At 65.8% G+C, this 16223-nt stretch carries 14 protein-coding genes and 1 pseudogene; 12 read left to right on the forward strand and 3 right to left on the reverse strand.

The features are described from left to right. Together A2X88_06800 and A2X88_06805 are read right to left on the reverse strand one after the other, a co-directional pair. Window positions 1-301: pseudogene (locus A2X88_06800) on the reverse strand (hypothetical protein). Further along, window positions 301-552: a hypothetical protein gene (locus A2X88_06805; protein OGP32770.1), complete on the reverse strand. Its 252-nt coding sequence runs from the start codon at window positions 550-552 to the stop codon at window positions 301-303. Before A2X88_06805 ends, A2X88_06800 begins: the two are co-directional and overlap by 1 nt. 100 nt (window positions 553-652) lie before the next feature. On the opposite strand from A2X88_06805, the gene A2X88_06810 reads away from it, so the two are divergent. The 3 genes from A2X88_06810 to A2X88_06820 are packed head-to-tail and all read left to right on the forward strand — an operon-like array spanning window position 653 to window position 5053. Next, complete coding sequence (locus A2X88_06810; protein ID OGP32771.1) at window positions 653-1852, forward strand: hypothetical protein; 1200 nt, start codon at window positions 653-655, stop codon at window positions 1850-1852. 34 nt (window positions 1853-1886) lie between these two features. Beyond that, window positions 1887-3917: a hypothetical protein gene (locus A2X88_06815; GenBank protein OGP32772.1), complete on the forward strand. Its 2031-nt coding sequence runs from the start codon at window positions 1887-1889 to the stop codon at window positions 3915-3917. Continuing rightward, on the forward strand, window positions 3914-5053 hold the full coding sequence (locus A2X88_06820; GenBank protein OGP32773.1) for a hypothetical protein: 1140 nt from the start codon (window positions 3914-3916) through the stop codon (window positions 5051-5053). The genes A2X88_06815 and A2X88_06820 overlap by 4 nt, the downstream gene beginning before the upstream one ends. Here A2X88_06820 and A2X88_06825 read toward each other — a convergent pair. Beyond that, complete coding sequence (locus A2X88_06825; GenBank protein ID OGP32774.1) at window positions 5032-6003, reverse strand: 2-nitropropane dioxygenase; 972 nt, start codon at window positions 6001-6003, stop codon at window positions 5032-5034. The two genes, A2X88_06820 and A2X88_06825, sit on opposite strands and share 22 nt — an antisense overlap. A 149-nt stretch (window positions 6004-6152) precedes the next feature. Here A2X88_06825 and A2X88_06830 point away from each other — a divergent pair, with 149 nt between their 5' ends. The 9 genes from A2X88_06830 (at window position 6153) to A2X88_06870 (ending at window position 16163) form a co-directional block, all read left to right on the forward strand. Continuing rightward, window positions 6153-6590 (forward strand): hypothetical protein, encoded by a 438-nt coding sequence (locus A2X88_06830; GenBank protein OGP32775.1) that lies wholly within the window; start codon window positions 6153-6155, stop codon window positions 6588-6590. Between the two features lie 52 nt (window positions 6591-6642). Then, window positions 6643-7404, forward strand: a complete 762-nt coding sequence (locus A2X88_06835; protein ID OGP32776.1) for a hypothetical protein — start codon at window positions 6643-6645, stop codon at window positions 7402-7404. A gap of 65 nt (window positions 7405-7469) precedes the next feature. Next, window positions 7470-8087 carry a hypothetical protein gene (locus A2X88_06840; protein OGP32777.1) on the forward strand — a complete coding sequence of 206 codons (618 nt, stop codon included), beginning with the start codon at window positions 7470-7472 and terminating at the stop codon, window positions 8085-8087. 117 nt (window positions 8088-8204) lie between these two features. Next, complete coding sequence (locus A2X88_06845) at window positions 8205-9467, forward strand: hypothetical protein (protein ID OGP32778.1); 1263 nt, start codon at window positions 8205-8207, stop codon at window positions 9465-9467. Between the two features lie 647 nt (window positions 9468-10114). After that, the gene (locus A2X88_06850) at window positions 10115-12499 is read left to right on the forward strand and encodes a hypothetical protein (GenBank protein ID OGP32779.1); all 2385 of its coding nucleotides are present in this window, start codon (window positions 10115-10117) and stop codon (window positions 12497-12499) included. A gap of 13 nt (window positions 12500-12512) precedes the next feature. After that, the gene (locus A2X88_06855; protein ID OGP32780.1) at window positions 12513-13193 is read left to right on the forward strand and encodes a hypothetical protein; all 681 of its coding nucleotides are present in this window, start codon (window positions 12513-12515) and stop codon (window positions 13191-13193) included. Window position 13194: 1 nt separating this feature from the next. After that, window positions 13195-14544 (forward strand): hypothetical protein, encoded by a 1350-nt coding sequence (locus A2X88_06860; GenBank protein ID OGP32781.1) that lies wholly within the window; start codon window positions 13195-13197, stop codon window positions 14542-14544. 79 nt (window positions 14545-14623) lie between these two features. Beyond that, window positions 14624-14902, forward strand: coding sequence for a hypothetical protein (locus A2X88_06865; GenBank protein ID OGP32782.1), 279 nt, complete (start codon window positions 14624-14626; stop codon window positions 14900-14902). Between the two features lie 22 nt (window positions 14903-14924). Next, complete coding sequence (locus A2X88_06870) at window positions 14925-16163, forward strand: hypothetical protein (GenBank protein OGP32783.1); 1239 nt, start codon at window positions 14925-14927, stop codon at window positions 16161-16163. The last annotated feature ends 60 nt before the right edge of the window (window positions 16164-16223 follow it).

The following is a 16223-nucleotide window of genomic DNA, read 5'->3' on the forward strand; positions in this document are numbered from 1 at the left end:
TCCGATCTGCCTCTCCGCACTCCTCGAGGAAGGCGACGAAGGCGGCCGGGGCGGCGGCCGGAGAGAGGACCTCGGTCTCGACGATCCTCCCGGCGGGGTATCCCGCCGCTTCCGCGAAGATCGCGGCGGTCTGGAGGGCGCGCCTCTTCCCGCTCGCCGCCACCAGGTCGATCGGCCCCAGCTTTCCCGCGAGGAACCGGGCGGTCTCCGAAACGGCCCGGACCCCTTCCGGGCTCAGGGGACGCGCCGGGTCCTCCCGCGCCGAAACCGCCTCCCCGTGCCGCACGAGCCAGAGGTCCATCAGTGCAGGGGATACCCGGCGGCGAAATAGAGGCCGAACGCCGCGAGTACGAGCCCGTGGGTGACGGTCCCGCCCCTGAGGGGCCTCGCCGCCTCCGACGGGGGAAGCAGCAGCACCTCGATCCGCTCGCACGGGTCCGGGGTCGGCTCTCCGGCCGGGTAGGCCCCGGTGGCAAGGTAGGTGTGGCACCGGTTGCTCTGCCGCGCGGGGTTGGGGCAAAGGACTCCGAGCAGCATCCATCGGTCGCGCATGATTTTTCACTTTACCATCTTTCGGGCCGGCCTGTCCGCCGCCCCCTCCCCGGTGTAGAATGGCCGACAGACCCGACGACAAGGCTGCTGACCCCGTCCCTTGAACCCCCCGCGCGACATCGAACGAGCCGCCCCTCCGGGAGAGTTGTCCGCGCTGAGCCCGATCCTCGCGGCCTGCGGGCTCACGCTCCTGCTCTACCTGGGAGCCTACATGCGGCTTCCCCTGGTTCCCCTGTTCGCCAGCAGGCTCGGGGCGACCACGGTGCAGGTGGGACTGATCAACGCCGGATTCATGCTGGCGGCAACCCTGCTCTCCTTTCCGCTGGGGCTGGTGTCGGACCGGCTGGGGCGCAGGCGGCTGATCCTGACCGGGATTATCATCTCCGCGCTCACCTCCGTCTTCCTGTTCCTGGCGCAGACCCCCGCCCAGGTCGGGGCGATCTACCTCTTCTCCGGGATCGGGCTCGCCTGCTTCTCCCCCGCGATGATGTCCTTCGTGGGAGACATGTCCCCGCCGCAGTCTCTGGGGAGGGCGTACGGCTGGTACACCTCGGCCCTCTACCTCGGAATGGCCGCGGGGCCGGGGATCGGGGGGGCGGCGGCAACCTGGGGGTTCCGGGGCGCCTTCCTCCTCTCCGCGGCGGTCATCGCAGCGGCGGCGGTGGCCGGCGGGCTGCGCCTGCCCTCCCCCCCGCCCGCGATCAGCCCCCCGGCCTCGACCCTGCGGTCCGACCTGCGGGAGATCGTCTCCAACCGGGCGGTCGTCGCCTGCTGGGTCGCCACCTTCTTCTCCACCTATGCCTGGGGGTCGCTCTTCGCCTTCTTCCCCCTCTACGCGCGCGACGCGGGGATCAGCATCGTCCACACCGGGCTCATCTTCACCTCCCAGGCGGCCGCCAACGCCCTCTTCCGGATCCCGGTGGGAACCCTCTCGGACCGGACGGGGCGGCGGGACCGCTACATCCTCTTCGGGAACCTCCTCTTCTCCCTCGCCATCGCGGCGGTGGGACGGTTCCGGGACACGACATCCCTCTACCTGCTGTTCGTCGCGATCGGGGGGACGATGGCCGCCACCTTCACCGCGATCGGGGCGGTCCTCTCCGAGTCGGTTCCCACGCGCATTCGCGGGCTGGCGATGGGCGGCTACAACACCTGCATCTACGGGGGGTTCGCCTTCTCCGCCGCCACCCTCGGAATTGTGATCGCAACCTTCGGCTACGGCGCCGGGTTCGCCGTCGCCGGCGGATGCTGCGCGGCCGCCACTCTGGCGTTCGCCTTCCTGTTCCCCCGGAATCCTTGATTTGTTCCTCCTACGGTGCGATTCTTCACCGTGGATGGACGAAGCGGCGAAAGAGAGCGGCAGTCCGGAAATCGGAAGGCTCATCCTCGCTCTTGCCAAGGCCTTCCACTGGGCCGGGCTCTACGGAAGCGACCACCCCGTCCTCGCGAAGCGGGTCGGGGAGACCCACGCCGCGCTATTGGCCTGCCTCGCCTCCGAGCCCGGGGGGGAGCTTCTTCTGGGGATCGCCCGCGACAAGGTGCTTTACCGGGACACGTTCCTCGGCGCCGGACAGGATCTGGTCGTCCGCCTGACGGAGAGCCTCTACCTGCGCCAGGTGGCCACTCTGGGGTTCGGGCCGGAGGTTCGCCCGGAGGAGCTGATCTCCCTCTTCCGGTACCTCCATGTATCGCAGGGCACGGCGGCACCGCCCCCGCCGGAGGAGTTCCTCCGGCGCGAGGGGATCCGGGGGATCCGCCTCTCCCCGTACAACTACAAGGAGATGCTCTCCCGAACCCTCGTCGAGCAGCAGGAGCAGCAGCCGGACGCGAGGATGCGGGAGGATGAGCTCTGGCGCATCCTGCTCACCTCCGACCTCGCCGACGACCAGGAGAGCGAGTCGAAGCTCCTCCAAGAGATCGTGGAGTATCCCGAACTGTTCACCGCGATCCTGTCGCGCGCCCGGGCGGCGGACGGCCGGAAGGCACCCTCCGCCTCCGCTCCCCCGGGGGAAGCTCTCTCCAGCGAGGTCCTGCGGCGGATCCTCCAGAGGACGGGGATGCTGGTCAAAAACCTCCCCGAAGACCGGAAACGGGAGATCCTGGCCGCGCTCGCCAGCGGCAGCGCCCCGGGTGGAGGCGAGGCGGAGGAAGGCGACCACCCGGTCGACATCCTGATGACCCGCTCCCTCACCGCGGAGTTCTCCGACGACGAGTTCCTCGACATCTTCGCCACGATTCTCCGCATCGAGGGGAAGGCGGGAGATCGGATCCGGAAGACCTTCGAGATCCTCGCCGCCGACCGGAACGCCGGGGGCACCCTCGCCGCAAAGGCGGGGGAGCGCCTGCGGGAAAGCCGGAAGGCGAAAGCCTACTACGACCTGAAGACCTGGGAGACGATCGAGAAGCTGCTGCTCGCCCGTTCCGAATCGACCTACCTGGGCTCGGACCACTCCCGCTTCCTGGAGACCATCACGGCCGCCCGGAAGCCGTACGCGGACCGGCTCTGGAAAGGGACGGCCGTCGACCCCTCCCTTCTGGCTTTCCTGAACAGCGAGGAGATGCGCCGGCGGACCACGCTCATCCAGCTGGAGCTTCTGGCGGCAGAACGGGAAGATGGGGAATTTTTCGACATTCTGGAAGAGGTCCGGAAGGTGCTGCCCAACCTCGTCTCCCGGAAGGAGATCCTCCTGCTGCTCACGGTGCTCCGGCGCCTCGGGGAGATCCAACGGGAGTCTCCGGAGGCGCGGAGGGCGGCGATCCAGGACATCGTCCAGGGGACCGACTTCGGCCAGATCGCGGACCTGGCCCTCTCCGGAGACACCCCGAGGGAGGCGAAGGAGTGCATCCCGGATCTGCTTTCGAGCTTCGCGGAGGCCGCAACGCGGCAGGTTCTGGACCGGCTTCTGACCGAGCCCGACGCGGCGAACCGGCGCGCGCTGCTCCGGCTGGCGGCACGCCTCGGCCCCCCCGGCGTCCCGGAGATGATCGAGCGGCTCTCGCACCCGAAATGGTACTTCGTCCGGAACCTCTGCATCCTGCTGGGCGAGGCCGGCGACCGGCGGGCACTTTCCGGCCTGTTGCGGGCCGCCTCCCACTCCGACCTCCGGGTCCGGCGCGAAGCCCTGCAGGCGATCGGCAAGCTGGGGGCGCAGGAGGCGGTCCCGTCCCTGGGGAAAACCCTCCTGCAGGAAAGCTTCTTTTCCTCCGTCAAGGAGGACCAGCTGCGCATCGACGCCGCGAGCGCGCTCTACCGGATCGGCGGCACGGAAGCCGTCGCCTTCCTGCACCGCGGGAAAGGAAGCCGGCGGGAGGCGGTGCGCAGGCACTGCGAGGAACTCCTTCGCAGCGCGGACCGCGTCCCGTGAAAGAGAAGACCTTCCTGTTCGAGGCAGTGATGGACCTCGCCCAGGCGATCCAGTCGGTCGCGATCTACCCCGAGTCCCACCCGAGGGTGCAGGCGCTGCTCTCCCGTCTGTCGGACCGGATCGAACGGGCGACGGCCGCGCTGGGGACCCTCCACGTCGGCATCATCGGCGACCACTTCGTCGTCGACCAGTTCCCCTTCCTGGAGATGAACCCCTCGCTGGTGAAGCTGCTCCGGGATCTCCGGGACAAGGGAATGGAAAAGATCTCCTTCCGGGAAGGGTTGACCCCCGGCGAGCTGAAGCGGTTCGTCTACTTCATCGCCACCGGCCGGGAAGACGCGGCGGGCCGGAAGTGGGAATGCATCTCCTACGGAGTCATCCAGACGATCGGGAAGGCGGAGGCGCTCCCGGACGGCTCGGGGGACATGCTCCCCCGCTCCCACCTTCTGTTCGGAGCGGCGGACGTTCTGAAAACGATCCTGTCCGCCCTCGCCTGGGGAGGCGGGGGGAAACCTCTCTCCGAGGGGCGCGACATCGTGCAGAGCATCATGCGGGGGCTACGGGAGGACGCCTTCCTGATCCACCGCCTCCTGCGTCTGACGAGCCACGACGACTACACGCTGACCCACTGCCTCAACGTCTGCGCGATCGTCGTGGCGGAGGCCACGGGGATGGGGGTCCCGGAGGAACGGCTGCAGGAAATCGGGCTGGCCGCCCTGCTGCACGACATCGGGAAGGAGAAGGTCCCCGCCGGGATCCTCCAAAAGCCGGGGAAGATCGACGCCGAGGAGTTCGCCCGGATGGCGGAGCACCCGGCGCTGGGGGCAAACATCCTGAGGAAGATCGACCTCGGTTCCGACCTGCCGGTGATCGTCTGCTTCGAGCACCATTTCCGGTACGACCGCTCCGGGTACCCCCGGGTCTCCTACGGGGGGGCGCTCCACCCCGTTTCCATGATGACGCAGATCGCCGACGTCTACGACGCGCTGCGGACGAACCGCCCCTACCGGAAAGGGATGGAGATGGACACGGCGCTGTCGATCATGGAAAAGGGACGGGGAACGGAGTTCGATCCGGCGCTCTATGACAACTTCCTGAACATCCTGTTCGCGGCTCAGGCGGACGCCGGGACGTAGGCGCTCTCCGCCTCGGCGACCAGGCGGTCGATCAGCTCCCGCACGGAAGGGATATCCTTGATCTTCCAGACGTTCTCTCCGGCGAAGACCAGCCCTTCCTCGGTCTCCCCCTCGCACGACATTTCCAGCCGGTCGATGATGCAGAAGGTGTGGTCGCAGCTCTTCAGGCAGCCCCGCTTGCACTCCCCGTCGTAGACGCTCCCCCCCTCGAGAAAGCGGTTCAGGAAGCGGTTCCGGATCGCCCGGCCGGGCAGACCGACCGGCGAGTGGAGCAGGGTGATATCCTCCTTCGTCGCGTTCAGGTAGGCCTTCTTGTAGGAATCCGGCATGTCGCACTCCTTCGTCAGGACGAAGCGGCTCGCCATCTGGACGCCGTCCGCGCCGTACTTCCCGATCATCTCGGCGATCTCGAACCCGTCGGTGATCCCGCCGGCTGCGATCAGGGGGACCTTTTTGACCACCTTGCGGATCTCGGGGAAGAGCTCCCGGAGCGGCCGGTCGGTCCCCAGGTGCCCTCCGGCTTCCTTCGCCTCGACGACGATCGCGTCCGCGCCGCACCGCTCGGCCAGCTTCCCGAACTCGGGGGAGGAGACGATCGACACGATCGGGACGTTGTGGTCCTTCCCGACCTTGAAAACGTCGCGGGAGAAGCCGGCGCCGGTGACGATGATGTCCACGCCCGCCTCGATCGAGGCCTTCACGGTCTCCATGAACTGGCGGATCGCGAACATGATGTTCACCGCGACGATCCCCCGGGTCATCCGCTTCGCCTTGCGGATATCCTCCTGCAGCTCCTCGATCGGGATGCCCGATCCGCCGATCGTCCCCACGCCGCCGCAGTCGGCCACGGCGGAGGCGAGCGACGACGTCGAGACGCGGACGGACATCCCCCCCTGGAGCAGCGGAAGCCGCGCCGTGAGATTGCCGATCTTGAGCTCAGGAAGCTTCACCTGAATCCCCCCCCAGAGCTTTTCATTGTACCGGGATCCGCGGGGAAAAGGAATTCCCTACCGGAATCTTTCGCCGATCTCTTTCTTCCGGGAAAAGTCCGGAGCCTTAACGGCTGCGGCCGCCCCGCCGCGCTGGTATAATACCGCCAATGCGGTACGGGACGGGCAGCATCGGCCGGGTGATCCTGGCCCGCTTCGACCACGGGGAGCCGATCGTCGACGCGCTCGCCGGCTTGTGCGCGAAGGAGAAGATCGCCTCCGGCTGGTTCTTCCTCTTCGGTGCGGTCACCCGCGGAAGCCTGGTCGTCGGACCGAGGACGGCGGACCTCCCGCCCGAGCCGGTGATGGAAACGTTCCCGATGCCGCACGAGATCGTGGGGATGGGAAGCGTCGCGACGCGCGACGGGTCCCCGTCGATCCACCTGCACTCCTCCCTCGGGAGAGGGCGGGAGGTCCTGACCGGCTGCATCCGGAAGGAGGGGGAGGTGTTTCTCGTGGTGGAGGCGATGGTGCTGGAGATCGAAGGGGTTCGGGCCTCCCGCGCCCTCGACGCGCGTTTCGGGCTGGAGCTTCTCTCCGTTGACTAGGAATTTCTCGGTCCGGCCGCTGCGGAGCGGGAGCTCCGGAAACCTGACGCTCGTGGAGCACGGGGAGACGCGCCTGCTGGTCGACGCGGGGATCCCTTCCCGAAAGGGGCTCAACCGGGCCCTCGCCGAGGCCGGCCGCTCCTGGGACGAGATCGACGCGCTGCTGGTCTCCCACCTGCACGGGGACCATATCCACCCGGCCGCGGTCGACTGCTGCGCCCGGCACGAAGTCCCGATCCTGCTGCACGAGAAGAACCTGCGCCCCTTTACCCGGAAGGTCCTCTCCCGCGCTGCCGCGTCGGGCCCCCTTCGTCCCTTCGACGGGACGGAGTTTCACGTGGGGGGAATCCTCGTCCGCCCCTTCCCCGTCCCCCACGACGCCGAGGGGGTTACCTGCGGCTTCGTGCTCACCGCCCGGGCGGGAGGGCGGATGGTCCGGGTCACCCTGGCCACCGACCTGGGAACCGGCGGGAACGGGCTGTTCGAGGAATTCGTCGACAGCGACCTCATCCTGATCGAGTCCAACTACGACCCGGAGATGCTCTCCGCCAGCATCCGCAGGGACCGGGCCCGCGTGGACTCCGACCTGGGGCACCTGTCGAACGAGCAGGCGGGAACGTTTCTCGCGCGGGTGCTGCTCGAGAGCCGGCGCCCCCCCCGGGCGGTCGTCCTGTGCCACCTGAGCTCCGACCACAACACCCCGGCCCGGGCGGTGGAGACGGTCCGGGGGATTCTCACGCGCTACGGGTTCGGGGAGGTGCCCGTCCACGCCGCCCGCCGGGACGGTCCTTCTCCCCGCTTCTCCGCGTTGTAGCCCCTACGAAAATGAATATATACTCGGGGAAAGACGTCTCACCGCATTACCGGCTGGAGGTCCCGATGCGGAAGATCCTGTGCCTTGCGCTCGCCCTTTCCCTCGCGGGGGCCACCCTCTCCGGCTGTGCGCAGACCGGCGAGACGGTCCGGCGCAACCCCAACACCGCGATCGGCGCGGGGGCGGGGGTCGTGGGAGGGGCCGTGATCGGCGGGCTCCTCGGAGGGAAGCGCGGCGCGGTGATCGGCGGACTCCTCGGGGGGCTGGCGGGAGGCGCCATCGGCCACTACATGGACGAGCAGGCGAAGGACCGGGACCGGACGAACCAGGAGTACGGCTACTCCGCCCGGGAAGGAATCCGGCTCCAGATCGAGACGCTGCGGGTCAACCCGGCGGCCCTCGCTCCGGGGGAAACCATCGACATCAACCTCACCTACGCGGTGCTGACCCCCACGCCCGACGCCCAGATCCTGGTCACGGAAACCCGGAAGATCCTGAGGAACGACACGCTGGTCGGCGAGACCTCGATCGACATCTCCCGGGAGGGAGGGACCTGGCGCAGCACCGTCCCCGTCACCCTTCCGCCGAACGCTGCCGCGGGCAACTACCGGGTGGTCGCGATGGTGGAGTCCCGCGGGGTCGGGAAGGACGTCCAGGAGATGTTTTTCCACGTCCGGCCCTAAGGACCCCTTTCACAAATACGCCTGCATTCGAGCGCCGCTGAATCCGCTCCCCGCGAAGCTTCCTCCGGACCGGAGCCCCTCCCGCGCCCCCCTTCCGTTTTCGGATACAATGCTCCGATGCCCCTGACACCCCTGCGGGACGGAGCGGCCGCCCCCTCTACCTTCGAAGCGCTCCGCCACCGGAACTTCCGGCTCTGGTTCTTCGGCCAGCTGGTCTCCCTGGTGGGCACCTGGATGCAGGTGATCGCCCAGAACTGGCTCGTCTACCAGCTCACCGGCTCGGCCTGGGACCTGGGGCTGGTGAATTTCGTCGGCGCCATCCCGCTCGTCCCGCTCACCCTCCACGCCGGGGCGATCGCCGACCGGCTCTCCAAGCGGCGGATCATCTTCCTGATGCAGGCCGCGATGATGGCGCTGGCCTTCATCCTCGCGATCCTCTGCTGGACCGGGACGGTCCGGCTGTGGCATGTCCTGCTCCTGGCATTCCTGCTCGGCGCCGCGCAGGCGATCGACACCCCCGCGCGGCAGGCCTTCGTCGTCGAGCTGGTGGGAAAGGAGCACCTCGCGAACGCGATCGCCCTGAACTCCGGCACCTTCCACGCAGCCCGGGTGGTCGGCCCCGCGGCGGCCGGCCTGCTCGTCGCCAACGTGGGGATCCCGTGGGCCTTCTTCCTGAACGGGGTCAGCTTTCTGGCGGTGTTGGGGAGTTTGTTCCGGATGGACGGCTCCCGGATCCGCAGGATCGTCCCGGACGCCGGGGACGGGAACGACCTCTGGGGAGGGGCCCGGCACATCCTCCGGCACCGTGCGGAAGGGGGAATCGTGCTGCTGATCTCCCTGTCCGCCTTCCTGGCGATGCCCTACCACGTGCTGATCCCGATCTTCGCCAAGGAGATCCTGGGGGGGAACGCCGACGCCTACGGTGTGCTGATGACGGCGGCCGGCGTCGGCGCCGTGCTGGGCTCCCTGTTCGCGGCCTCGGGAGCGGCGACCCGCCGGCAGGGGACTCTTATGGCGACCGGAAGCCTCTCCTTCCCCCTGGTCCTCCTCTGCTTCTCCTTCTCCCGGGACTACACGCTGTCGGTCGTGCTGCTGGCCGCCGTGGGGTTCGCCTTCGTCCTGCAGAACGCGCCGGCGAACTCCCTGCTCCAGACGCTGGCCCCGGACAACCTCCGGGGGAGGGTCCTGGCGATCTACGTATCCCTCTTCCTCGGGATGATGCGGCTGGGAAGCCTCCTCGTCGGCCTTCTGGCCTCGGCGACCTCCGCCCCGGTGGCCATGGCGGTCTGCGGAGCGGCAAGCCTGATCGCCGGACTGGTGATCCACGGGAAATTCCCGGAACTGCGCCGGTTGGGACAGGAGTCGTCTGATCGAAATTGATTCTGATCGAAATTGATTCTTGACAACCTTGCCATTTACAAGGTAGAAAAAACGGTGTTTTGAAAGGAATCCCGGGAAAAAAAGGGATTCCCTTTGTCGCGTCACCCAGAGAAACCCCGTCGGTTCCGGAGGCGCAATGAAACACCGGGGACTTGTTGTCGCTCCCGCCTTTATTCTATTGTTGCTTGCCGGTTGTTCGGATTCAAAGAACTATTCCCAACCCATTGCATTTAATCACAAGAAACATCTGGAAGCGGCCGGACTGAGTTGCTTCGACTGCCACGCTCAAGTATTGACGCATCAAAAAGCATCGATCCCGAACATATCGATTTGCAAAGACTGCCACGAAGAGGCGATGACGGAAAACAAAGAAGAAGAAAAACTCTTAAAATACATCAAAGATCAACAGCCGATCCCCTGGATTCAGGTACACCGCGTTCCCGACCATGCCTATTTTTCCCACAGAAGGCATGTCACTCTCGGGAAGAATGCCTGCCAGGATTGCCATGGAAACGTAAACGAAATGACCCTGCCTTTTTCGAAGCCGCATACTCCGATGAATATGAAATTTTGCATCGATTGCCACGAGAAGAAACAGGTCGATACCGACTGCGCGACATGCCATCGATAGTTCGCAGGAGCAGGATATGAACATTTCGCGTCGTGAATTTCTTCAACTGCTGGGAGTTTCGGGGGCTGTCGCGGGGGGATTCTCCCCGGTCTGGGCGGTCCCGGACGCCTGGGCGGAGAAGCTTTTGTCCGGCCCCCGCCTCGAGACGTGGAAAGTGTCCACCTGCGGACAATGCCCGGCGGGATGCGGCATTCGCGTGCGCAGGATCGACGGCATCCCGGTCCGGATCCTCGGAAACCCGATCGCCCCGGTGAACGGCGGGTTCCTCTGCCCGATGGGAGAGGCCGGGCTGGAACTCCTCTTCCACCCCGACCGGATCGTCCAGCCGCAGATGCGGAAAGGGAAGAAGGGGGAGCGCGGCTTCGAGCCGGTCTCCTGGGACGACGCCATGAAGCGGATCTCCCAGGCGCTCCGGGACCAGAGGAATTCGAAACAGTCCGGACGGTTCGGTTTCCTGATGGGGGACCGGAACACGCTGCTGACGGAGCTCGCGGGGGAATTCACCGCCCGCCTGGGCTCTCCCCACTTCTTTCCCTGGAGAACCCCGGGCGTCAACGAGCTGGGATTCTGGCACGGGACCGGCGATTTTTTCCCGTACGCCTTCGACCTGAAGCGGACCGACTACCTGATCACCTTCGGTGCGAACCTCCTGGAGGAGCCCCCGTCGCCGGTCTACTTCAACCGGATCTACGGGACCTTGAAGGAGAGGCGGTCGCAAACGGGGCTGAAGATGGTCCACGTGGACGCCCGGATGTCCCAGCCCGGCAGAAACGCCACCGAATGGGTCCAGGTCCGGCCCGGAAGCATGGGGGTCCTCGCCCTCGGGATGGCCTACGTGATCCTGCGGGACAACAGCTACGACAAGGAGTTCGTCGCCCGCCACACCCGGGATTTCCGGAACGGGAAGGAGGACTTTTATACCCTGGTCACCCGGGACTACTCCCCGGAGCGGGTATCCGAGGTCACCGGGGTCCCGCCCCAGACGATCCTCCGCCTGGCCCGGGAGTTCGAGGCCGCGAAGGCCCCCCTGGCCCTCTCCGGAGGCGCCTCGTCGGCCTGCGAAGCGGGGCTCTACTCCGAATGGGCCGTGGCCAGCCTCAACGCCCTCTCCGGAGGCTTCTCCGTGAAGGGGCTGTGGCGCGAGCCGGCGGCGATCCCCTGGGGTTCTTCCCCCGCTTCGGCGTTCCACCCCCGCTCCGGGGCCTTCTCCCGCAAGGCAGGGAACGCATTCGGCTCCGACATTCCCGCATCCTGGGTCTCGGAACAGCTTCCCGACCTTGCCGCGACCGGGAAGATTCCCGACCCGGGAATCCTGTTCCTTGCACACGCGAACCCGGTGCACCAGGCCCCGAACCAAAAAGCATGGAGGGAATGGCTCTCGAAGATCCCCCTCGTCGTCCAGTTCGCCACGCTGACGGACGACACCTCCCCCTACGCCGACCTGGTGCTTCCGCTGACCACCTACCTGGAGCAGTGGGACATCACGCTGCCCTCCCCGGGTCCGCCCTTCTCCCAGCTGGGGCTGCAGCAGCCGATCGTCGCGCCGCTGTCCGGTGCGCGACCGCTGGGCGACCTGCTCGTTCACCTCGGCCGGGAGACCGGCATCGACCTGTCCCCGGGAAAAACCGGAAAGCCCTACACGGAGTATCTCCAGGAGCGGATGCGGCAGGTCTTCGCCTCCGGGAAGGGGACGCCCTACTTCGAGGCGGTTTCCCTCGAGTTCCTGGCGGATCTGCGGAAGCGGGGGTGGCAGGTGTACAGCTACCCGGCCTTCGGAGACTTCTGGCGCCTTCTCCAGGAAAAGGGGGGATGGTGGGATCCGGGGGAATATCCGACGGTGGACTGGAAGCGGAAGCGGGCATTCCTCTTTCCGACCGCTCCGCGGCTGGCCTCCCTGCTGAAGGAGCCGGTGGTTTCGAAACCGGAGGGGGACGCAAAGCAGGGCGCCGCCACGCCACATCTGCGGCTCGAGGAGAGCATCCGGCGGCCCGGCGGCCCCGACTCCTTCCTGCTGGTTCCCTTCGTGACGCTCATGAACATGAACGGCGAGGGGGCCAGCCAGCCCCTCCTGCAGGAACTGTTCGGGCTCTACCCGCGGCTCTACTGGAAAACCTGGGCCGAGATGCATCCCGTGAGGGCGGCCCGCCTCGGGATCCGGGACAGGGACCTGATCCGGGTGGTCTCCGGAAACGGGACGATGACCCTTCCGGTGCGGGTGGTCCCGACCGTTTCGGCCGAAATCCTGTCGGTCCCGTTCGGCCAGGGGCACGAGGAATCGGGGAGATATGCCAGGAACCTGGGGGCGAATCCGCTCGCGGTGCTCGACCGCCGGACGGATCCGCTGAGCGGGCGCAGCTCGTGGCAGTCGACGCTCGTCCGGGTGGAGAAGATCAAACGATGAAGGAGTCTTCCCGATGAAGTGGGGGATGGTGATCGATCTGCAGAAGTGCACCGGCTGCGGGGGCTGCGTGGCCGCATGCAAGCTGGAAAACAACGTGGCCATCGTGGAACCCAAGGAATCGGAGATGGGCCGGACCATGCTCTGGATGGACATGCTGACCATCTACGAAGGGGAGTATCCCCGGCTCCGGGTGCGGCAGATCCCGCGGCCCTGCATGCATTGCGATCACCCCCCCTGCACGAAGGTCTGCCCGGTGCGCGCCACCTACATCAACGAGGAAGGGATCGTGACGCAGATCTATCCCCAGTGCATCGGGTGCCGCTACTGCATGGCCGCCTGTCCCTACACGGTGAAATCCTTCAACTGGTACAAGCCGGAATGGCCCCCTGGAATCCGACAGACCGCCAACCCGGACGTTTCGGTCCGGCCCGTGGGCGTGGTGGAAAAATGCACCTTCTGCGTGCATCGCCTCCAGCTGGCCAAGGAGCAGGCGAAATCCGGGGCGCGGCCGCTGCGGGAAAAGGACTTCCAGCCGGCCTGCGCCGAGGCCTGCCCCACCGGGGCGATCGCCTTCGGCGACCTGGACAACGCCAGCCACGAGGTGCACCACCTCGCGCACAGTCCGCGCGCCACGAAGCTCCTCGAAGACCTGGGAACGGAGCCAAAGGTCATCTATCTGAAAGAGGTGGACTAGCATGCAACCCGTTTCCGCCCAAACGCCCCATCGGGACGCCGCCCTGCTGCGCCCGATCGAAAATCCCGGGCGAACCTATTACTATATCGTCGGCCTCCTCATGGCCGTCATCCTCTACACCGGATTCGTCTACTTCCGCCAGCTCCTGTACGGCCTGGGAGTCACGGGGATGGCGCAGCCGGTCACCTGGGGATTCTACATCGTCAATTTCGTCTTTTTCATCGGGATCAGCCACGCCGGCACACTGATCTCCGCCATTCTTCGCCTGTCCAAGGCCGAATGGCGGCGGCCGATCACCCGGATGGCGGAAGTCATCACCGCGATCGTCCTCGCAATCGGGGGGCTGCACCCGATCATCGACCTGGGCCGTCCGGACCGGATGATGCATCTCTTCTACAACGGGCGTCTCCAGTCGCCGCTGCTCTGGGACGTCGCCAGCATCACCGCGTACTTCACCGCCAGCACGATCTACCTGTACATCCCCATGATCCCCGACATCGCGATTCTCCGGGACCGGGGGGTAAAACCAAGGTGGCTGTACGAATTCCTCTCCTGGGGCTGGCAGGGAACCGAGCGGCAGCACAAGGTGCTGGACCGGGCGATGAACATCCTGATGGTCGTGGTGATCCCCATCGCCGTCTCGGTCCACACGATCATCTCCTACATCTTCGCGATGACCGTGCAGCCCGGCTGGCACAGCACCATCTTCGGCCCCTACTTCGTGGTGGGGGCGATCTTCTCCGGGATCGCCGCGATCCTGGTCCTGATGATCGTCTTCCGGAGGGTCTTCCGGCTGGAAGGATACCTGAAGCATATCCACTTCAACTACCTGAGCATCCTGCTGCTGATCATGGCGCTGATCTGGTTCTACTTCACCTTCTCGGAATACCTGACCGGATTCTACGGGCATGAGCCCAACGAGATGCGGGTCTTCTGGTACAAGTTCTCGGGGGATTTTGCTCCCTATTTCTGGACCATGATCGCCTGCAACTTCCTGATTCCGGTCGGCATTCTCTGCAACCGGAAAACCCGCACGATCCCGGGGATCCTGATCGCCTCCATCGCCGTGATCATCGGCATGTGGCTGGAACGGCTGATCATCGTCGTCCCGTCGCTGGCCAACCCCCGCCTGCCCTACCCGACCGGCATCTACATCCCCACGCACACCGAATGGATGCTGTTCCTCGGGGGGGTGGCGGTCTTCATCCTGGGGTACATGGTCTTCGCCCGCTTCTTCCCCGTGATCTCGATCTGGGAGATCGAGGAGGGCCGCCACGAAAGCGCCAGGATCGTGACCGAGCGGATCTCCTCCTACATGCCGGACATGGAGCCCTCGGGAGGACGGGAATGAGAACGGGACGGCGAAAAATGTGTCGCGCGCCGGAGAGAACGTTCTATACACTGGAAGAAAGGGTGACGGAGAACCGCCGATGAACAAGAAAACCATCGAGACGTTTCAGATCCTGTCGATCTCCCTGATCTGGGTGTTGTTCACCGGGATCGCCGTGTGGATCGTCACCCTGATCCGGGAATCGATCCGGCTGCACGACACTCCGGATGCCTCCGTCGGGATCAGCATCGTCGCGATTCCGGTATTTTTCCTTCTCGCCTCGGTCCTGACGTATGTGTTCTTCGGGTTGAGAAAAGGACGGAACAGGGACCCGGAACCGCAGGAAACCCCCGGCGGCAAGGCCGTCGGGCAAGGTTGAGGTCGCCGGGAAGGAGATGCTCATGCAGCCTTGGAAATCCCGCTCGACAGGAGGTTCAGCTCTCGGCATCCTCTGCCTGTTTGCAGCGGTCCTTCTGATCGGCGGGGGATGCAGCAAGAAGGAATCAGCCCCCACGGAGCGGACCCTCGCCAAGTCCGAGCCGGCTCCCTACAAGCCCCACCTCAACAGCGACCTCATCCAGGGACGGAAGGTGTTCGAGGGGAAGCATTGCAGCCAGTGCCATTCGATCTTCGAGCGGGAGCGGAAGATCGGCCCCAAGTTGCAGTCCTCCAAGTTCTACGGGAGCTTCCTCGATATCTTTTCGTCCCTCTGGAACCATGCCCCGGAAATGGCGGTCTATATGAGGAGAGAGGTGCTGGACCGCCCGCAGTTGAGCACCAATGAACTGAACCAGCTGATCTCGTTCCTCTACATGCTGCCCTACCTGGGCGAGCCGGGGAATCCCCGGAAGGGCGAGGCGCTGCTCGAGGAGAAAACCTGCTTCCGGTGCCATCATCTGGGGAGGAAAGGAAGAAAGGACGGGGTGCCGCTGGACACCCTCGCCGTCTACCAGTCCCAGGTCGTCCTGCTGCAGCGGATGTGGAACCACGGGCCGGAGATGATCCTCCGGATGGCGCAGACCGGCTCGCCCATCCCGACATTTTCCGGAAACGACATGACCGACATCTTCGCCGCGCTGACGGAATCGGCGACAGAAAAAAGCCGGAAGGTGTTCCTCGGGGTCGGAAACGTGGAAAACGGGTTCAAGGTCCTTACGGAAAAGGGATGCATCAAGTGCCACGCCATCCTGGGAAGCGGCGGAAAGGACGGGCCGGACCTGGGGAAGGCCGTTTCCAGGGCCAACGTCACGACCCTGATCACCAAGATCTGGAACCACGCCGGAAAGATGCAGGAACGGTTCCGGCAGAAGAAGCTGGAATGGCCCAACTTCCACGAGACGGAGATGAACGACCTGGTCGTGTTCCTCTACTCGCTTACGTACGAGGACAAGCCGGGAGATCCCCGGAAAGGGGAAGCCATCTTCCGCAAGAACCGGTGCGTAGACTGCCATTTCAAGACCGACGCGGACAGGCAGAAGATCGTGCGGGACATCAAGACGGCCGACGCCATCCTGTTCGCCACCCAGATGTGGAACCACATCCCGGCGATGGAGGCCGCGATGGTGACGCAGGCGGTGCCGTGGCCCAACATGAGCGGTCAGGACTTTCGGGACGTTCTGGAGTATCTCCGCAGCCAGTAGCCGGGCGGGGGCCCGCCGGCTGCCTATATCCCCGGGGTAGTTCGATCCGCGGGGGCACGA

The sequence above is a fragment of the Deltaproteobacteria bacterium GWC2_65_14 genome (genome assembly GCA_001797615.1).
In the GTDB taxonomy this organism is placed as follows: domain Bacteria; phylum Desulfobacterota; class Deferrimicrobia; order Deferrimicrobiales; family Deferrimicrobiaceae; genus GWC2-65-14.

What these genes read in the sequence shown, in the direction of transcription:
- A2X88_06815 (OGP32772.1), top strand. Translation starts at nt 1,887, where the DNA reads ATGGACGAAGCGGCGAAAGAGAGCGGCAGTCCGGAAATCGGAAGGCTC.
- A2X88_06845 (OGP32778.1), top strand. Translation starts at nt 8,205, where the DNA reads ATGCCCCTGACACCCCTGCGGGACGGAGCGGCCGCCCCCTCTACCTTC.
- A2X88_06830 (OGP32775.1), top strand. Translation starts at nt 6,153, where the DNA reads ATGCGGTACGGGACGGGCAGCATCGGCCGGGTGATCCTGGCCCGCTTC.
- A2X88_06850 (OGP32779.1), top strand. Translation starts at nt 10,115, where the DNA reads ATGAACATTTCGCGTCGTGAATTTCTTCAACTGCTGGGAGTTTCGGGG.
- A2X88_06855 (OGP32780.1), top strand. Translation starts at nt 12,513, where the DNA reads ATGAAGTGGGGGATGGTGATCGATCTGCAGAAGTGCACCGGCTGCGGG.
- A2X88_06860 (OGP32781.1), top strand. Translation starts at nt 13,195, where the DNA reads ATGCAACCCGTTTCCGCCCAAACGCCCCATCGGGACGCCGCCCTGCTG.
- A2X88_06865 (OGP32782.1), top strand. Translation starts at nt 14,624, where the DNA reads ATGAACAAGAAAACCATCGAGACGTTTCAGATCCTGTCGATCTCCCTG.
- A2X88_06805 (OGP32770.1), bottom strand. Translation starts at nt 552, where the DNA reads ATGCGCGACCGATGGATGCTGCTCGGAGTCCTTTGCCCCAACCCCGCG.
- A2X88_06870 (OGP32783.1), top strand. Translation starts at nt 14,925, where the DNA reads ATGCAGCCTTGGAAATCCCGCTCGACAGGAGGTTCAGCTCTCGGCATC.
- A2X88_06840 (OGP32777.1), top strand. Translation starts at nt 7,470, where the DNA reads ATGCGGAAGATCCTGTGCCTTGCGCTCGCCCTTTCCCTCGCGGGGGCC.